The sequence below is a fragment of the Burkholderia sp. S171 genome, assembly GCF_009766085.1.
In the GTDB taxonomy this organism is placed as follows: Bacteria; Pseudomonadota; Gammaproteobacteria; order Burkholderiales; family Burkholderiaceae; genus Caballeronia.
On record NZ_LMUF01000048.1, the window covers coordinates 272,607 to 290,488 of the forward strand.

At 60.2% G+C, this 17,882-nt stretch carries 13 protein-coding genes; 8 read left to right on the top strand and 5 right to left on the bottom strand.

The features are described from left to right. The first annotated feature begins 13 nt into the window (after positions 1-13). Positions 14-448 carry a VOC family protein gene (locus tag GSQ93_RS28550; protein WP_158938999.1) on the top strand — a complete coding sequence of 145 codons (435 nt, stop codon included), beginning with the start codon at positions 14-16 and terminating at the stop codon, positions 446-448. A 98-nt stretch (positions 449-546) separates the two neighbouring features. Here the strand turns inward: GSQ93_RS28550 and GSQ93_RS28555 are convergent, their stop codons facing one another. Beyond that, positions 547-1,350 (bottom strand): transglutaminase family protein, encoded by an 804-nt coding sequence (locus GSQ93_RS28555; RefSeq protein ID WP_158939000.1) that lies wholly within the window; start codon positions 1,348-1,350, stop codon positions 547-549. A gap of 132 nt (positions 1,351-1,482) precedes the next feature. Then, a complete protein-coding gene (locus GSQ93_RS28560; protein WP_158939001.1) occupies positions 1,483-2,634 on the bottom strand; it encodes a putative zinc-binding metallopeptidase in 1,152 nt (383 codons plus the stop codon). Positions 2,635-2,906: 272 nt separating this feature from the next. On the opposite strand from GSQ93_RS28560, the gene GSQ93_RS28565 reads away from it, so the two are divergent. The 3 genes from GSQ93_RS28565 to GSQ93_RS28575 are packed head-to-tail and all read left to right on the top strand — an operon-like array spanning position 2,907 to position 9,895. Beyond that, positions 2,907-6,359 (top strand): DUF2126 domain-containing protein, encoded by a 3,453-nt coding sequence (locus GSQ93_RS28565; protein WP_158939002.1) that lies wholly within the window; start codon positions 2,907-2,909, stop codon positions 6,357-6,359. Between the two features lie 24 nt (positions 6,360-6,383). Then, on the top strand, positions 6,384-8,957 hold the full coding sequence (locus GSQ93_RS28570; RefSeq protein WP_158939003.1) for a circularly permuted type 2 ATP-grasp protein: 2,574 nt from the start codon (positions 6,384-6,386) through the stop codon (positions 8,955-8,957). Next, positions 8,954-9,895, top strand: a complete 942-nt coding sequence (locus GSQ93_RS28575) for a transglutaminase family protein (protein WP_158939004.1) — start codon at positions 8,954-8,956, stop codon at positions 9,893-9,895. Before GSQ93_RS28570 ends, GSQ93_RS28575 begins: the two co-directional genes overlap by 4 nt. Before the next feature lie 48 nt (positions 9,896-9,943). Here the strand turns inward: GSQ93_RS28575 and GSQ93_RS28580 are convergent, their stop codons facing one another. Then, a complete protein-coding gene (locus GSQ93_RS28580; RefSeq protein WP_158939005.1) occupies positions 9,944-11,500 on the bottom strand; it encodes a PAS domain-containing methyl-accepting chemotaxis protein in 1,557 nt (518 codons plus the stop codon). Between the two features lie 324 nt (positions 11,501-11,824). On the opposite strand from GSQ93_RS28580, the gene GSQ93_RS28585 reads away from it, so the two are divergent. Beyond that, entirely contained in the window at positions 11,825-12,154 is a 330-nt protein-coding gene (locus tag GSQ93_RS28585; protein WP_158939006.1) for a DHCW motif cupin fold protein, read from the top strand. Positions 12,155-12,178: 24 nt separating this feature from the next. Here the strand turns inward: GSQ93_RS28585 and GSQ93_RS28590 are convergent, their stop codons facing one another. Next, complete coding sequence (locus GSQ93_RS28590) at positions 12,179-12,793, bottom strand: glutathione S-transferase (RefSeq protein WP_158939007.1); 615 nt, start codon at positions 12,791-12,793, stop codon at positions 12,179-12,181. A 157-nt stretch (positions 12,794-12,950) separates the two neighbouring features. Between GSQ93_RS28590 and GSQ93_RS28595 the strand changes: the two genes are divergently transcribed. Further along, a complete protein-coding gene (locus GSQ93_RS28595) occupies positions 12,951-13,844 on the top strand; it encodes a LysR substrate-binding domain-containing protein (RefSeq protein WP_158939008.1) in 894 nt (297 codons plus the stop codon). 63 nt (positions 13,845-13,907) lie between these two features. Then, a complete protein-coding gene (locus GSQ93_RS28600; RefSeq protein ID WP_158939009.1) occupies positions 13,908-14,531 on the top strand; it encodes a trimeric intracellular cation channel family protein in 624 nt (207 codons plus the stop codon). Positions 14,532-14,555: 24 nt separating this feature from the next. On the opposite strand, the gene GSQ93_RS28605 is transcribed toward GSQ93_RS28600, so the two are convergent. Continuing rightward, complete coding sequence (locus tag GSQ93_RS28605; RefSeq protein WP_158939010.1) at positions 14,556-15,461, bottom strand: LysR family transcriptional regulator; 906 nt, start codon at positions 15,459-15,461, stop codon at positions 14,556-14,558. 295 nt (positions 15,462-15,756) lie between these two features. Between GSQ93_RS28605 and GSQ93_RS28610 the strand changes: the two genes are divergently transcribed. Beyond that, on the top strand, positions 15,757-17,301 hold the full coding sequence (locus GSQ93_RS28610) for an MFS transporter (protein ID WP_158939011.1): 1,545 nt from the start codon (positions 15,757-15,759) through the stop codon (positions 17,299-17,301). Positions 17,302-17,882: the final 581 nt, after the last annotated feature.

Sequence of the window (17,882 nt, forward strand, 5' to 3'; positions counted from 1 at the left end):
ATCCGAGCCTGCCATGAGCGACACTCCTGCTGCCATTTCCCCGTTTCATCTCGCCTTTCCGGTCCATGACATCGCGGCCGCCCGTGCGTTTTATGGCGACCTGCTCGGCTGTCCGGAAGGCCGCAGCTCACCCGACTGGGTGGATTTCAATTTCTACGGGCACCAGATCGTGGCCCATCTTGCGCCGGACGAAATCGGTCATCGGAAGACGAGCGAGGTAGATGGCGATGCAGTCCCGGTCCGGCACTTCGGCGTCGTGTTGCCGATGGATCAGTGGCAATCGACATCGGACAAACTCACGTCAGCAGGGGTGGAGTTCATCATCGAGCCGCATGTGCGCTTCAAGGGTGAAGTGGGTGAGCAGGCGACGATGTTCTTCCTGGACCCATCGGGCAATGCGCTTGAGATCAAGGCGTTTGCGAATATCACTGCGCTGTTTGCGAAGTAACTTCGGCAGCTATTTCCGCACGCAGCAAACCCATGCACTGAACGCCAGCGTCAGCCGGGCAATCCGGATGACGCTGGCGTGGCCGTTCCCAGTGCGGTTTATTGCGGCTCGCAGACCACGCTGAACCTGACCAGCGTAGTGGTTCCGAAGGTGTTGCTCAACGCGACATCGGCAGCGTCGCGGCCTCGCGCCATCAATACGCGTCCGGTGCGCGGCGCGTTGTTGCGCGGATCGAATGTCTGCCACGTGTTGCCCAGATACACCTCGATCCAGGCGCAGAAATCCATGGGTGCGTAGGGCGGCGGCAAACCGATGTCGCTGATATACCCCGTGCAGTAACGCGCCGGAATGTTCATCGCGCGGCATAGCGCGACGGCCAGATGCGCAAAGTCCCGGCACACACCCACGCCATCCCGATACGCCTCGAACGCCGTCTTGGTCGGACGCGCGCAGTTGTAGTCGAACCGTATGTGCCGATGAACATAATCGCAAATAGCCTGTACCCGTGCGCGTCCGAGCGGCGTGTGGCCGAACATCTGCCAGGCGGCGTCGGACAGCAGGTCGGTCTCGCAATAGCGGCTGCCGAGAAGGAACTGCATGCACTCGTCGGGCAACTCTTCAACGGCATGCTGATAACCGTTGGGCTCCTGCAACTCCGGATAAGGCGGCACGTCGATTACGCCCTGCGTGGACAACGTGAGCCAGCCTTGCGGTGCAACCAGCCGGCTGCACAGGTTGCCGAACGAGTCGTGATACTGCGAGTAGGGTACCGACGGGTTGACCCGCAGGATGTCAGGGACAAGGATGTTTTGCGCCCGCGACGCGTGCATGTTCAGCATCAGCAGCATCGGGGTCGGCTGCACGCATTCATAGACCAGTTCGTAACCAACGCGGAGCTTCATCGGACTGACCTTTCTAGGTTGGGATGCGTAAATGGCCGCGGCCGGGGAGCTACTGGCATCGACCTCGCTTGTTTCACGAAGGACGATGGTCAAGGCGAAGTTCAAACCATCGAACTCCTGATTAACTTATGATCAACCGGCTGCTGCCGCCGGCTGATCCTGCGGGTCTTGCGTGATCTCTTGCTGGACGCCCACACTGACTTCACTCGCGTCGTTCACTTGTTTCTCAGCACTCGCGCTCGCAATCACCTTATGCACGAAACGCAGCTTGGCGACGACTTTCGGCGAGAGCGTGAACGGATACGCATCAGCCAGTCCCAGGCTTCGATTCAGGCTGTTCAACGCGTACATGAGCGGAAACCATTGCTTCATGAGCTTATCGAAACTGGTGTTCTCTATGGGCTCGATCTCGGTGAGCGACGGTTCGTTGTCGGACTTCGGGTCGAGCTTGAATCCGCATGCGGCTGCAGTGTCCACTGTATCGACGATATGCAGGTAATGAGCCCACGTCTCCGCCCAGTCTTCCCACGGATGAGTGGTGGCGTAGGCGCTCACGTAAGACTGCTCCCAGTCGGCCGGCGGTCCATTGTCGTAATGGGCCTGGAGCGATTGGGCATAGTCAGCGCGCTCGTCGCCGAACATCTCGCGAAACGGCGCTTCCCAGTCTGTATTCGTCACAAGACGGTCGAAATAGTAATGCCCTATCTCATGCCGGAAATGCCCGAGCAGGGTCCGGTACGGCTCGTGCATATCCGCGCGCATACGTTCACGCAGGGCGTCGTCGGCTTCGGCGATGTTCATGGTGATGAGGCCGTTGTCGTGACCCGTCAGGACCTTCGCTCCCATCTCACCGTCTTCGAGAAACTCGAACTGCAAGCCGGTTTCCGGATTGGTCCGCCGTGAGTCCGTGTTCAAACCGAGTGCCGAGAGCGCGAACAGCAACCGCCGCTTCGCCGTCTCCAGCTTGTACCAGTAGACGCGATTATTGGGCAGCGTGAGGTTGGGGATGGTCTGCGTCAGGCTGCATGCCGGGCACAATACGTCGGGCGAATCGGCCGGGATCATCCAGTTGCAGACATTCTCCAGCGCGTAGTTATTGCACTGCCGAAACAACGCGCCGTTTGCCGATGGATTCAGGGCACGCCACAGCGTGTCGCCCGCCGGTTCGAACGCGCAAACTTCGGACAATTCGGGCACGAAGCCCAGCAACGCCGCGCACGATTCGCATTTCACGTTTTCGAAAAAAACGTGATGCTGGCAACGGCCGCAATGGAATGTTTTCATATTAAAGAGATAGGCTGGAATGCAGCGCGGGATGTTAGTTGAAAGCGCTTGTTGAAAGCTAGCAAGCAAGCCACGTGCCGCCGCAGGAACGGTCCGGGCCCGAGGCAAAGGGCGTTTTACGCGCTAGTTTGGTGCATCGAAGAACGCTGAAAGCGGTTTAAACGCAGTATCGAGTGCATAGAAGTTCCCGAGAGCCTTGCCGGATGGTGCATTCGACCAAACGGCATGGAGTTTGCTTTTGAAGATTGCCAAAATTCGTCCAGGAGTCAGGTGTGTCAATCCGTGTCGCGTTGAACCATGTCACGCACTATCGTTATGACCGCCTAGTCGGCCTTTCACCGCAGGTCGTGCGCCTGCGGCCTGCGCCGCATTGCCGTACCCCGATCATTTCGTATTCAATGCGGGTCGAGCCAGCCGAACACTTCATCAACTGGCAGCAGGATGCGTTCGCCAACTATCAGGCGCGGCTCGTCTTCCCGGAGAAAACCCGGGAATTCAGGATCACGGTCGATCTGGTCGCCGAAATGGCGGTGTACAACCCCTTCGACTTCTTCCTCGAGCCCTATGCCGAGAAATTCCCGTTCGCGTACGAACCGGAACTCGCGGCTGAGCTGGCGCCGTATCTGATCACGCGCGAGCCCACGCCGTTGCTGGCCAAGTTTGTCGACAGTATCGACAAGACGCCCAAGGTAACGGCCGATTTCCTCGTCGAACTGAACCAGCGGCTGCAGCAAGATATTGGCTACGTGATCCGCATGGAACCCGGCGTTCAGACGCCGGAGGAGACGCTCGAAAAGGCGTTGGGATCGTGCCGCGACACAGGTTGGCTGCTCGTCGAGGCGCTACGTCAGCTCGGGCTGGCCGCGCGTTTCGTGTCGGGTTACCTGATCCAGTTGACCCCTGACCAGAAGTCCCTCGATGGCCCGAGCGGCACCGAAGTCGACTTCACCGACCTGCACGCGTGGTGTGAGGTCTTCCTGCCGGGCGCGGGTTGGATCGGACTCGATCCGACCTCCGGGCTGCTGGCCGGCGAGGGGCATATCCCCGTCGCCTGCACGCCTGAACCGGGCAGCGCCGCGCCTATCTCCGGCGCGGTCGATGAAAGCGAAGTCGAGTTCGAGCACATCATGCAGGTGCAGCGCGTGCTCGAAACGCCACGCGTGACGAAACCGTACACGGAAGAAGTGTGGGCCGCGGTGCAGAAGATGGGCGCGCAAGTCGACCAGGAACTGACCGACATGGACGTGCGCCTGACGATGGGCGGCGAGCCCACGTTCGTCGCCGTGAGCGACCGCGATGCTGCCGAATGGAACACCGATGCGCTCGGGCCGACGAAGCGCGGTTATGCCGTCTCGCTGATGGACAAGTTGCGTGCACGTTATGGCGTGGGGGGCTTTCTGCATCTCGGCCAGGGCAAGTGGTATCCGGGCGAACAGTTGCCGCGCTGGGCCATGTCCCTGTACTGGCGCGCAGATGGCGAGCCGATCTGGGAAGACCCCAAGCTGTTCGCCGATGAACGCGATCCCGGCAATTACACGGCCGAAGATGCGAGACGGTTTATCGAACATCTGGCGGAGAAGGTCTCGCTGGATCCGTCGTATATCCAGCCCGGCTACGAAGACACGTTCTACTACTTGTGGCGTGAACGTCGCTTGCCGGTGAACGTGGACCCGTTCGAATCCGAGCTTGAGGACGAGATGGAGCGCATGCGCTTGCGTCGCGTATTCGATGCAGGCTTGTCGCAGGTGACGGGTTATGTGATGCCTATTGCACGTGAGCGCGATGTTCCGATGCAAGCGCCGACATGGGTCAGCGGCCCCTGGTTTTTCCGCGATGGCCGCATGTACCTGATCCCCGGCGACTCACCGATGGGATACCGCTTGCCGCTGGAATCGCTGCCGTGGGTAAGTGCGGGCGACTATCCGTATCAACATCCGCACGATCCGTTCGGGCCGCCCACGCCGTTGCGTCAGGCGATGGAATTGCGCATGCAATATCGCGGCGAAGCGGTGGTTCCTGGCGAGGGTATTGAAGGAAAAGCGGGCGAGGGTGCGGGAGCAGGAACTGGCCTGGCCGCAGGCACCGGACGCGCGCCGGCAACCTCGACCCGCGAGCCGTCGCGTGGCGAGTCTGCTTCATGGATCCGTCGTACAGCGCTGTGTGTCGAAGCGCGTGATCCGGCGCGTGCGGCAGGACCGGATGTCGAAGAGAAATCGTTTGGAAGCGGCAAGAGCCTGTTGCATGTGTTCATGCCGCCGCTGACCGAACTCGATGACTACCTCGACCTGCTCGCGGCCATCGAAGCAACCGCCGCCGATCTGCACATGAAAGTGGTGATCGAAGGGTATCCGCCGCCACGCGATGCCCGTCTCAAGATGCTGCAAGTCACGCCGGACCCGGGCGTGATCGAGGTGAACATTCATCCGGCGTCGAGCTGGGATCAACTCGTCGATCACACCGAGTTCCTGTATCAATCGGCGCACGAAAGTTATCTCAGCACCGAGAAGTTCATGACCGATGGGCGGCACACCGGCACGGGCGGCGGCAATCACTTCGTGCTTGGCGGTGCAACGCCTGCAGACAGTCCGTTCCTGCGGCGTCCCGACCTGCTTGCAAGCCTGATTGCGTACTTCATCAACCATCCGTCGATGTCGTATCTGTTCTCGGGATTGTTCCTCGGGCCGACGAGTCAGGCGCCGCGTGTAGACGAAGCCCGCAACGACCAGCTTTACGAACTGGAAATCGCGTTCAAGGAGATCGAGCATCAGCTTGAACGCTTAGGTGGTCGCGACAGTGCATTGCTGCCGCCGTGGCTGATCGACCGGACGTTGCGCAACCTGCTGATCGATGTGACCGGCAACACGCACCGCGCGGAATTTTGCATCGACAAGCTGTATTCCCCCGATGGTCCGACCGGCCGCCTTGGCCTGCTCGAACTGCGGGGTTTCGAAATGCCGCCGCACGCCCGCATGAGCCTCGTCCAGCAGTTGCTGCTGCGGGCGCTGGTCGCGCGGTTCTGGGACAAGCCGTACACCACGCGCCTCACGCGCTGGGGCACGGAATTGCATGACCGTTTCCTGCTCGGCACGTTTATCGAAATGGATTTCCACGATGTCATCGCGGACCTGAATGAAGCCGGTTATGCGTTCGATGCCGCGTGGTTCGCGCCGCATTTCGAGTTTCGTTTCCCGCTGGTCGGAGCGGTCCAGTCGAACGGTATCGAACTGACGGTGCGCAGCGCGCTGGAACCGTGGCACGTGATGGGCGAGCAGGGGTCGCCGGGCGGGACGGTGCGCTACGTGGATTCGTCGGTGGAACGGATGGAAGTGCGGGTGCTCGGTCTCAACGACAACCGCCATGTGGTGACAGTCAACGGCGTGCCGTTGCCGTTGCAACCCACCGGGCGGGTGAGCGAGCATGTGGCCGGCGTGCGCTTCAGGGCATGGTCCCAGCCGACGGCGCTGCATCCGTCGATTGGCGTGGATGCACCGCTTACCTTTGACATAGTTGACACTTGGAGCAACCGGTCCATAGGCGGATGCCGGTATCATGTAGCCCATCCGGGTGGCCGCAATTACGTGACCTATCCGGTCAACGCATACGAGGCGGAAAGCCGGCGGCGCGCACGCTTTTTCAGAATCGGCCATACGCCCGGGCGCATGGTCGTGGAGGAACCGAAGCGCAGCCTGGAATTTCCGTTCACGCTCGATTTGCGCCGACGGTAGCCTCATCTACGATAACTGCTCAATTTGGCCTTCCAATCCACGCTTCCGTTTGAAGCAATCACGAACCGCGCGAGTGTGTCGTCACACCTTCGCGCGGTACCGGCCCGGGAGGGACATTGGGACGAACTGCGCGACGCGGCGGGCCAGTTGCGCGCGCCCTGGCAGCAGTTCTTCGACTTGCTTGGCGACGACGGCATAGCCGGCCTCGACCGGGCGACCGCTTCCATCGCGCAGCAAGTCCGCGATAACGACATCAGCTATAACGTCTACGCGGACAAGGGCGAGCCTCGTCCGTGGGCGCTGGACCTGCTGCCGTTTCTTATCGATGAAGGCGAGTGGTCGGTGATCGAGCGCGCGGTGACGCAGCGCGCGAAGTTGCTCAACGCCATCGTCGCGGATATCTACGGGCCGCAGACGCTGCTGCACGACGGCCTGCTGCCGCCCGCGCTGGTGTTCGGACATCCCGGGTATCTACGCTCGGTGAAGGGGTTCGTTCCGCCCGGCGCGCAGTATCTGCAGCTTGTTGCGGTGGACCTGACGCGTGCCCCCAACGGCAGGTGGACCGTGATGGCGCACCGGACCGAAGCACCGTCCGGCCTCGGCTATGCGCTGGAAAACCGGCTCATTGTCTCCGACGTATTCGCCGAGCCGTTCCGCTCCATGAAGGTCCAGCGGCTCGCCCCGTTTTACTCGCAACTGATCTCCGCGCTGGTCCAGGGCGGCCGGGCGATGATGTCGGGCGAAGGTTCGCCGCATATCGCGCTGCTGACCCCTGGGCCTTTCAGCGAAACCTTCTTCGAGCATGCGTTCCTTGCTCGCTACCTCGGCGTTACGCTGGTCGAAGGCAAGGACCTGACCGTACGCGACGACATGCTGTTCCTGAAGACCTTCGCCGGGCTAGAACGGGTTCACGTACTGATGCGCCGCCTGGACGATGCCTTTTGCGATCCGGTCGAATTACGCGCCGATTCCACCATTGGCGTGCCGGGACTGTTGCAGGTAATGCGCGCCGGCAATGTGATGGTGTCCAACGTGCCGGGCTCGGGGTTTGTCGAATCGCCGGCGCTGCATGGTTTCCTGCCGGCCATCTCGCGGGCGCTGCTGGACGAGCCGTTGGAACTCGCCAGCGTGCCGACCTGGTGGTGCGGTGAAGCCGCGGCGCGCGAAGCGGTGCTGGCACGTCTGGACAAGGCTTTCGTGATTCCCACGTGGCCTGGCTTGCCGCTCAACGGCGGCGGCCCCCGCGGTTTTGGCGACGGCCTGCAACCGCTTGCCGGCTGGCGCGCGCGGATCGACGCCATGCCGGACGCGTTCACCATCCAGAACCTGTTTCCGAGTTCGCACGCGCCGCGTTATGAAGACAACACGCTGACGGGCCGGCCGTCGGTGCTGCGCGTTTATGCAATCGCGAATATTGATGGCGGCTGGTCCGTGATGCCCGGCGGATTCACGCGGCTTGGGGCGGAGCGCCAACCGTCGGTATCGATGCAATACGGCAGCAGCAGCGTCGACACCTGGGTGCTGTCGAGCAAGCCGGGTTCAAGCTTCTCGCTGCTCCCCACGCCGATAAAACCGGCTGACCTTGCGCGCAAGCATCGGACGGTATCGAGCCGGGCCGCAGAAAACCTCTTCTGGGCCGGACGATACGGCGAGCGCGCCGAGAACAACGTGCGGCTGCTGCGCGTGATCCTCTCGTCGATCGACAGCAACGACTCCGAGGGCATGCTGGAGACCATGGTGGACCTCGCGTGGCAGAGTGGCTTGCTGCCGCCGGGCACGCCGATCGAGGGCCACACGGCGCGCGGGCTCGAACGTTTGCTGGTCGCCAATATTGGTGAGAACGGTACGGCGGCGAGTATCGGCCAGAACCTCGCGAGCCAGGTGCGCGCGAGCAGCGAGATTCGCGGACGTCTTTCGACCGATCACTGGCGCACAATCCTGGCCGCGCGAAACGATTTCCGCGACGCCATCCAGCAATTCAAGCCGGGACCGGGCGTGGAGCGCTATGACCGCGTGAAGCTGACGCGAACGCTTGATGCACTGTCGACGCAACTGCTTGCAATCAGCGGCGCGCAGGGCGACCGCATGACGCGCGACGAAGCATGGAAGCTGGTGTTCGCGGGACGGCACATCGAACGGGTCTGGACGATGACCACCTTCCTGCGCGTAGCCGCCGAGCATGGCCAGATGACCACACCTGCCGGGTTCGATCTGCTGCTGCAATTGTTCGACAGCACGCTTACGTATCGATCGCTTTATCCGGGGCGTTTCGAAGTTCCCGCGCTGATCGACCTGCTGGTGGTCGAGCCGACCAACCCCCGCGGTCTGTACGGCGTGTACTCGCGCTTATGCACGAAGCTCAACGAGATTTCGGTTGCCGCCGGCAGCACCACCCACGACGCATTCAGCGACGCAACGCTGTTGCTGAAGTCGCTGCGAGGACTCGAGCAACTCTGCACGACCGACGAAAAGGGCAACTATGGCGAACTCATCCATGCCTGCGAGACACTCGGCGATCACGTGAGCGCCGCTGCGCATGAAATCAGCGCACGTTACTTCAGCCACGCGAATACGCAGGCATTGCAGGTGTCGTCGTGAAGATCCCGAAAACCGTTTTGTGGGTGTCGCACCGGACGACTTACCGCTATTCAACGTACGTGGAGACGGCCCAGCATCTCGCGACTATCCGGCCGCAGAGTTGCGCATGGCAGCGGGTGATCTCGCACACCGAAAGCATTGAGCCGAAGCCGCCGTACATCAATAGCCGTGTCGATACCTTCGGTAACGACGTGCTGTATTTCTCGCTGGAGTCACCGCACCGGTCGTTGCAGATGGTCAGCGAAACGACCGTTGAACTGACGCCCCGATGGGCCTCGCTCGATCCGGCGACCACGCCCGCATGGGACGAGGTCGCGAAGGGTATGCGTTTTAGCGCCAGTGCGCCGTTTCGCCCGGAGACGGAGTTTTGCTTTGCGTCGCCCAATATCAGTCTCGGTCAGGACTTGCGTGACTATGCGCTGGAGAGTTTTCCTGCGGGCAAGCCGCTGGCGGAAGGGGCGATCGACCTGATGCACCGGATTCATGCCGACTTCAAGTACAAGCCTTTGGCAACGTCCTACGACACGCCTGCCCATCGCGCGTTTGAAATGCGCCGGGGCGTCTGTCAGGATTTTGCGCAGGTGATGATCGGCTGCATGCGCGCGCTCGGGTTGCCGGCCCGGTACGTGAGCGGATACTTGCGCAATGATCCCGCGCCGGGGCAGGAGAAGTTGATCGGCGCGGATGCGTCGCATGCGTGGGTGTCGGTTTTTTGTCCCGGCAGCGGATGGATCGATCTCGATCCGACCAACGATGTGCTCGCCGATCTCGAACATGTGACGCTTGCGACGGGGCGTGACTATAGCGACGTGTCGCTGCTTCGGGGGATGATTCTCGGCGGCGGGTCACATCGGATCGATGTGGGGGTCACCGTGCTGGCGCTGGACGCTGAGGCTGAGGCTGAGGCTGAGGCTGAGGCTGATCCCGACGCTGATTAATTGAGGGTTATTCGCTCGCGCCAGACGCACCGCGAGCGCTCGCCTCACTTATGCAACAGTAAATAACCGCACGGCGTCATCGAGCACATCGGCACGTTCAGCCAGCCGCTGCGCGGTCGCGGCAGCTTGCTCGACCAGCGCGGCGTTCTGCTGCGTCGAGCCATCCAGATGCGCTACCGCCTGGTTCACTTGACGAATGCCCTCGGCCTGTTCGCTGCTCGCATTCGCCACCTCTCCGATGATCGTCGATACCCGCATCACGGCGGCGTCGATGGCGTGCATCTGGCTGGTCGTGCGCGACACCAGCTCGGTCCCTTCCGCGATCTGCGCGACGCTTGTTTCGACCACCGCCTTGATCTCCTTCGCCGACGCCGCGCAGCGTTGCGCGAGGTTGCGCACTTCGGTTGCGACCACTGCAAACGAGCGGCCCGCTTCGCCTGCGCGTGCCGCTTCCACCGCCGCGTTCAGTGCGAGGATATTCGTCTGGAACGCGATGCCGTCGATCACGCCGGTGATGTCCGCAATACGCTGCGATGCCGTGTTAATGCCGGCCATGGTCTGCTCGACCTGGAGCGCGATCTTGCCGCCATCGCTTGCTGCGGCCTGCGCGTCCTTCACCAGCTCCAGTGCGCGCACGCTCGCGTCTGCGTTGCCCTTTACCGTCGCGGTCAACTGGTCCATCGTCGCGGCGGTTTGTTGTAGCGATGCTGCCTGCAATTCGGTCCGGCGCGACAGATCCATGTTGCCGCTCGATATTTCCCGCGTGGCGTCCATCATCCCGCCGATCTGCCCGCGTACGTCGATGACTATTGCGGACAGGTTCGCCTTGAGCTGGTTCAGCGCGCGCTGGACGTCGCCGAGGTCGTCGCGAGCGCCGGTTTCCATCGCAGCCGTGAGGTCGCCGGCTGCCATGCGCGTGGCAAATCTGGACATGATGCGAACGGGCGCACTGACGTGATGTGCAACGGTCGCCCAGCCGATTACTCCCACCAGTGCGCTCACCCCAAAGGCGATCCACAGGGGCAGCGGCGGAAGCCCCTGGTACGCGATCAATCCTGTCGCGAGCACCGCCAGCGGTCCGGCTGCATAGCCGATCGCAATGCGCGACGCGACCGGCATGCGCGCCAGTTCCCCAAGCTTGCCGGCGAGCCCCGTGCGTACAAGCGCGCCCTGTTTGAGACGGAGTGAACCCATTGCACCGGCGCGCATCCGCGCATACAGCTCGGCTGCGTTTGCCACCTCGTCGCGGCCCGGCTTCACTCGCACGCTGAGAAAACCGACGGTCTTGCCATGCTCGATAACCGGCGTCACGTTCGCCTGAACCCAGTAGTAGTCGCCATTCTTGCGTCGGTTCTTGACCAGCGCAGTCCACGGGCGGCCTTCCTGGATCGTCGCCCACAGGTCGCCGAAAGCCTCGCGCGGCATGTCAGGGTGGCGGATCAGATTGTGCGGCTGGCCGATGAGTTCTTCTCTCGAATAACCGGAGACTTCGACAAAAGCGGGATTGCAGTATTTGATGTTGCCTGAAAGATCCGTAGCCGAAACAAGCATGTCTGAGCCGGGAAAGTCGTACTCCCGCTGCGAGACGGGCTGGTTATTGCGCATTGATTGTGTCCTTTCTTCGATCTGGAACGTGAAGCGAGAACGCGTGGTCGCGTTAAAGGACATATCGGCAGTTACCCACTTTGACTTAAAGGTTTTTACGCTTAATAGATGACGTGCGGCGTTACGCCGCAGGAGGTTGCGCTTCAGGCGAGATGTCCTTTGCCTGGATAGAGTGCCGGCTGAAATTGCATCGACCGTACCTGTCGCGAAAGGCTTCTCGCTCGCAGAATGGCAATGCGTCGAGGGCGATCCCGAATCGCAGGACGCCCATGCGAAATCGAGGCCTGAAGCCGCGGTTATCTACTATCTATCGAGAGGTGCGTAATGCAGATGACCGACATCCCGTTCGGTATCACGGACTGGGCGAAGATCGAACGAACTGAACACAAGGGTGATAGCGGCATGGCGTACTGGCGGACTCAGCACTTCGGGACTATTCGCGTGCGGCACGTTGAATACACGCCCGGCTATGTCGCTGACCATTGGTGCGTGAAGGGCCACATCCTGCTGTGTATTGAAGGCGAGCTTGATACCGAACTCGAAGACGGGCGACAGTTTACGCTGCGCCCGGGCATGAGCTATCAGGTAGCCGATAACGCCGAGGCGCACAGGTCGTCAACTGCAACCGGCGCCAAGCTGTTCATCGTGGACTAGACGGCGGCTATCCTTCGCGATCGTTCATTCGGGCGGCGTGCTTTCGAAAGCAGGCTGCTGCTCAGCGAAAGCCGAGAACGATTGCAGGTTGGGATACTCCGCTGCGACAACAATTTTCGGCACCATCATCTGGGTGAATCTCCAGGCAACCGCGACGGTCACGCCCGCTTGTCCAAGCCGTCCTGCGTCCAGAGGCAGGGTACTCAACGCCAGTTCGGCCTCGAGCCCCGCGTACGCCGCTAGCAATTGAACGCTGACGCGATCGATCCACGGTTCGTGTTGTTTTTCGATGGGGCGCAAGTTGCGTTCATAGACAATCTGCACTGTCTTGTCACACGCTGCCAACGCGAGACCGGCGAGCCTGGTTGCGCGCAAACGATCGCCGGCGTGGTCCGGTGTCGACGTGACGACCGGCCCGGCAATGGCCGTCACATAATCGAGGATCAGGGTTGAATCCATCAGGCTTTGACCATCGTCGAGGATCAAAGTCGGTGCCTTAACGACCGGGTTGAGTTTGCGGAATTCCTCGAAGTCCCTGAATACCGACACCGGCCGATGCTCAAAATCAAGCTCAAGCAGCTTGAGGCAAATCGCCACCCGGCGCACATAAGGCGAGTCCAGCATTCCGATCAGTTTCATACGCTTCCCGTTAGAATATCTATCATGCGGCACTCTTTATGCGCATCGCCGAATGCGCTTGCACAAAGGACATAAGACCGCCATTTACGTCAGGTTAAACAGTTAGCCGGCATATGAAAAGCGACATAAACAAACGTCTTTCGTAAGAAAACCTTACATGAAAAACATTCCGCCGTTAACCGCACTCAAATGTTTCGAAGCGGCTGCCAGACTCGGCGGTGTCACGCTCGCTGCGCGGGAACTCCACGTGACGCACTCGGCGGTCAGTCAGCAGATCAAAATTCTCGAAGACATGATGGGCATTGCGCTCTTCGTGCGTGAAGCGAGAGGATTGCGGCTGACGGAAGAGGGGCGTCTCTATGCGCTCGAAATACGCTCGGCGCTTCGCGACATTGCCAATGCGACGCTTCTGGCCCAGGCCCGCCCTCAAGAAAGCGAAATGGTCATCGCAACGCTGCCGTCGTTCGCTTTGCATTGGTTGCTGCCTCGGTTGTCGAGTTTCCGGGACCGCCATCCGTATTACCGTGTCCGCTTGCAAACGAGTCTTGAGATACACGACATGCGGCACGGTCTGGCCGATGCCAGCATTCGAATGGGACAAGGGCACTGGCCCGGTCTCGCTCAGAAAGAGTTATTCAGCGACGAACTGCTGATCGTGGCTGCGCCGCATTTCAACGGAGGTCAGCTTCCTCGCTCCGCTGAAGAGGTCGTGGCGTGTCCATTGATAAGAAGCACCGATGCTCCGTGGACCGACTGGTGCCGCGCCGCCAACGTGCGCGAGCCCGAGAATGTAAGTGGCCTGTTCGCGAACGATTCGAATATCGTGCTGGGTGCCGTGCTTCTGGGACAGGGCATCGCGCTTGAACGGCGCACGCTTGTTGCCGATGCCATGAGTCGCGGCGAGCTCGTCCAGATTACCGATATACACGTGCCTTACCCGTATCCGTACTGGCTCGTCTGGCAACAGCGTGAAGTGTTGAGCGTTAAGCAGGCGCATTTCATGGAATGGATCGATGCCGAAGTAAAGCGCTATCTGGAGCGCACCGCTTGATGCGGAGCCGCACGCTCCTCGATACTCGATCAATACAAAAAATATCCATCGCAGACCTGAACGATGAAAAAAATCGAAACGATAGTCCTGGTAGCCGATCTTGCCGGAACCGCGGTGTTTGCCGCCGAGGGCGCGATTACGGCCATGCAGAGCGGACTCGACCTGCTCGGCGTGATGGTCCTGTCATTTGTGGTGGCGCTTGGCGGCGGCGTAATTCGCGACCTGCTGATCGGCGCAACGCCTCCCAATGCCGTGCGCGATTGGCGCTACCCGGCGCTTGCGTTCCTCACAGGCTTGCTGACTTTCATCTTTCATAGCGAGGCGCGCTATCTGTCGGCGCCCTTGCTTATGGCGCTGGACGCGGCCGGCCTTGCGCTATTCGCCGTGGCGGGCGCACAGAAGGCGCTGAGCTATGGCATCGGGCCGTTTATATCGACGCTGATGGGTACGATCACCGGCGTGGGCGGTGGCGTCATACGAGACATCCTGCTGGCTCGCGTGCCCATGGTGCTGGTCGCCGATATCTATGCAAGCGCCGCGTTCGTGGGAGGGGTTGCGCTGGTCGTCAGCCGTCGGTTGGGTCTATCGCCGATGGCCACCGCGCTCCTCGGCGGCGCCGCGTGTTTCATCTTGCGCGTGGCGTCTGTCACGTATGGATGGCAATTGCCGAAAGTCGCCCACTGGTGAAGGGAAAGGCCCACCTTGACGGCTTCATCCCGCGATCATCCCCGGAATCTCGGCGACCAGTGCGTCAATAGCGCGCCGTGTCTTCGAGGGGAGGTAGCGCGTCTGGGGCCACACGGCATGGATATCCTGCGGGAGCATGCCGCAGCTATTCATGACGACCACCAGTTCACCGGTTTTCTCGTAACGCGACAGCAGCCAACTAGGCATCCAAGCCAATCCAAAGCCTTCGATGGCCGCAGTCGCTATCGCCTGCACATCGTCCAGACTCACCTGGGGCCGGATGCGCGCTTGGCGCACCTGGCCATCGATATTTCGTACCTGCCAGGGCGACACCGCGCCGGCGCGCGAGTACGCAATGCCTGCATGTCCGTCCATCTCTTCGATACTCGCAGGCAGCCCGTGCCGCGCCACATACGACGGCGCAGCGCCAATGCTTGAGTACTGCACGCCCAGACGGCGCGCCGCGACGCTCGCGCTATCGCGTAACTCGCCGATGCGTACGGCGAGGTCGAATCCTTCTTCCACCAGATCGACCGCGCGATCGCTGAACGAAATGTCGATCTGCAACTGCGGATGCCGGGATGCAAGACGCAACAGCACCGGCGCCACGCAAAGATGGCCGAATGCGATTGGCACGCTGACGCGCAAGCGGCCGCGCGGTTCACGCCGGCCGCTTTCCAGATCGGCTTCAGCCGCGTCCAGTTCGGCCAATGCCCGCACGCAGCGATCGTAGTAAGTCTGGCCGTCTTCGGTCAGGCTCTGACTGCGCGTGGTGCGATGAAGCAGGCGCACGCCGAGCCGCGATTCGAGCCGCGCGATTACCTTGCCGACGGCCGAACGCGTCAGGTTCAACCGTTCGGCAGCCAACACGAAGCTGCCGGATTCGACGACCTGGACGAAGGTAGTCACGCCGTGAAGCTTGTCACTCATGCCAGCATCCTATTGGTTCCAATTTGGATTCATTGATAGGAAATCAATGAATCAATGACGACATCAATTCCCTCTATATTACCTTTTCACCCGTAGGTGCGAAGCATTGCGCACCACTTGCATTGTTTTTTAGCGGGTGGGTCCATTCACTATTCCGGTGTCAATCCAACATGCAGCGTTATCGAATCGAGTTCAGTGGTTTATTCCGTGCGTATAGCACGTCAATACCCCCACGTTTTGCCACGATATGCGGGAGGCGCGGGTAGCCGGAGCATTTGGCCAACCCGTGATATTCATGACACTCGTTAATCCCGCTAGAAACTCAATTGCATTGGCCGGCATTTGCCTGGCTTCGCTCATGTTCGGCCTGGAGATTTCCAGCGTCCCCGTGATATTGCCAACCCTCGAGAAAGTATTGCAGGGTGATTTCAAGGAGATGCAATGGATCATGAATGCGTACACCATTGCGTGTACGACGGTCTTGATGGCAACCGGGACACTTGCCGACCGGTTTGGCAGGAAACGTATTTTTATGATCGCCATTGTCTTGTTCGGGATCACATCATTGATTTGCGGGATGGCGCAGAGCGTTTCCGTGTTAATCGTGAGCCGCTTTCTTCAAGGCATAGCCGGTGGGGCGATGCTGATTTGCCAGGTGGCGGTTTTATCGCATCAGTTCCAGGAGGGACAGGCCCGTACCAAAGCCTTTGGCGCCTGGGGGATCATATTTGGCATCGGTCTGGGTTTTGGGCCGATTGTGGGCGGGGTGATCGTCGCGATATCGAACTGGCAGTGGGTATTTCTAATCCACGTTCTGATTGCGATAGTAACCTTGATTCTCGTTTTCAACGGGGTTGAGGAGTCCAGCGACCCGCAGGCGAAAAAGCTGGACCTGCTGGGAATTGTTGCGCTTTCTCTATCGGTTTTCGGTCTGGCGTATTTCATTACGCAAGGGTCTGATCTTGGTTTTACCAGTATCAAGGGCATTGGCATTATTACCGCGACCGTGATCAGCTTTATCCTGTTTGTATTCGTGGAAAAGATCAACGCTCATCCGATGTTCGATTTTTCCGTGTTCAGGATACGCAATTTTTCGGGCGCGCTTTTTGGATCGATGGGTATGAATTTTAGCTTTTGGCCATTCATGATTTATCTGCCAATTTATTTCCAGAGCAGTCTGGGCTACGACAGCGTGACGGCCGGATCGGCGCTTCTGGCGTATACGCTTCCCACATTGGTCATACCGCCGTTGGCCGAACGCCTTTCGCTTCGATATCACCCGGGTGTCGTCATTCCGTTGGGCTTATTCACTATCGGCGCGGGTTTCATTCTGATGCGAGCGGGCAGTGGCGCGGAGCATGCCAGTTGGCTGACCATGCTGCCCGGTTGTTTGTTGGCCGGCATCGGATTGGGACTGACCAATACGCCCGTGACCAATACGACGACCAGTTCCGTTCCGAGCACGCGCGCAGGCATGGCTTCGGGCATCGACATGAGTGCCAGGCTCATTTCGCTGGCCGTCAATATCGCGTTGATGGGGTACATCCTGATAGAAGGCATCTTGTCGTCGTTGAGGAATGCGTCTTCCGGGTCTCTCGATGCACGACAACTTAAATCCCTTGCGGAGCGAATAGCCGCCGGCGATGTCATCTCCCTCAAGCAAGGGTTTACCGGATCAGGCTCCCCGGATTCGTCAGGGGCGGCCGTTCACGCAGCGCTCGTGCATGGATTTGGACTTGTGATGCTGTACGGCTGTATCGGCGCCTGGGTGCTAGCCGTTGCTAGTTTCGTGACATTCGGTCCGAGAGCGCGGGTGCGCCAAACCAGTCCAGTGGTTTGATGGCGGGTTCGTAGTTTCTTGCGGATGAGACGATGGAGGTACTCCGAGGACGACGGCGATCGCCTCATTTCGGGCTATCGCCTCATTCTTGAATGATTCAAGGGCCATTCTTGAATCATTTCCCGATGGGGCCGCTGCCAGGAACATGCACATCTCGTGCACGCGAACAACGCGAACAGCGTGCGAATCCGACAGCCGGGCCCCGACATGATGAAAAGCGACAAGACGCCCAGCACCATCAGGCTGGGACGTAACCGCACGCTGTAATACCCCGGGAAAATCCTCAAAAATTTGAAGACCGATCGCTTACTCTTAAGCCTCTGTTTACCTATCATGTAGAGGTAAGTGCAGAGGACGTGGGAGGGCATCGTGGATGAATTTGTAAACACTGTAATCGATCTTCTAGGCACCGCGTCGCGATTAAGCTTGCACAGTTCTGCTATCGATTTAATCAATGTACTGGTCGGGCTCGGCGGCCTCGCACTGGTGGCAGTTATTCTGCTAATTAACGAGTCGAAGTGGCCAGGTCAAAACCGCGAGCGCATGGATGATCACTCCCGCCATTGGTGGATGCATCATCG

Coding starts and splice junctions, on each gene's coding strand:
- GSQ93_RS28550 (WP_158938999.1), top strand. CDS start 14: ATGAGCGACACTCCTGCTGCCATTTCCCCGTTTCATCTCGCCTTTCCG.
- GSQ93_RS28555 (WP_158939000.1), bottom strand. CDS start 1,350: ATGAAGCTCCGCGTTGGTTACGAACTGGTCTATGAATGCGTGCAGCCG.
- GSQ93_RS28560 (WP_158939001.1), bottom strand. CDS start 2,634: ATGAAAACATTCCATTGCGGCCGTTGCCAGCATCACGTTTTTTTCGAA.
- GSQ93_RS28580 (WP_158939005.1), bottom strand. CDS start 11,500: ATGCGCAATAACCAGCCCGTCTCGCAGCGGGAGTACGACTTTCCCGGC.
- GSQ93_RS28585 (WP_158939006.1), top strand. CDS start 11,825: ATGCAGATGACCGACATCCCGTTCGGTATCACGGACTGGGCGAAGATC.
- GSQ93_RS28590 (WP_158939007.1), bottom strand. CDS start 12,793: ATGAAACTGATCGGAATGCTGGACTCGCCTTATGTGCGCCGGGTGGCG.
- GSQ93_RS28595 (WP_158939008.1), top strand. CDS start 12,951: ATGAAAAACATTCCGCCGTTAACCGCACTCAAATGTTTCGAAGCGGCT.
- GSQ93_RS28600 (WP_158939009.1), top strand. CDS start 13,908: ATGAAAAAAATCGAAACGATAGTCCTGGTAGCCGATCTTGCCGGAACC.
- GSQ93_RS28605 (WP_158939010.1), bottom strand. CDS start 15,461: ATGAGTGACAAGCTTCACGGCGTGACTACCTTCGTCCAGGTCGTCGAA.
- GSQ93_RS28610 (WP_158939011.1), top strand. CDS start 15,757: ATGACACTCGTTAATCCCGCTAGAAACTCAATTGCATTGGCCGGCATT.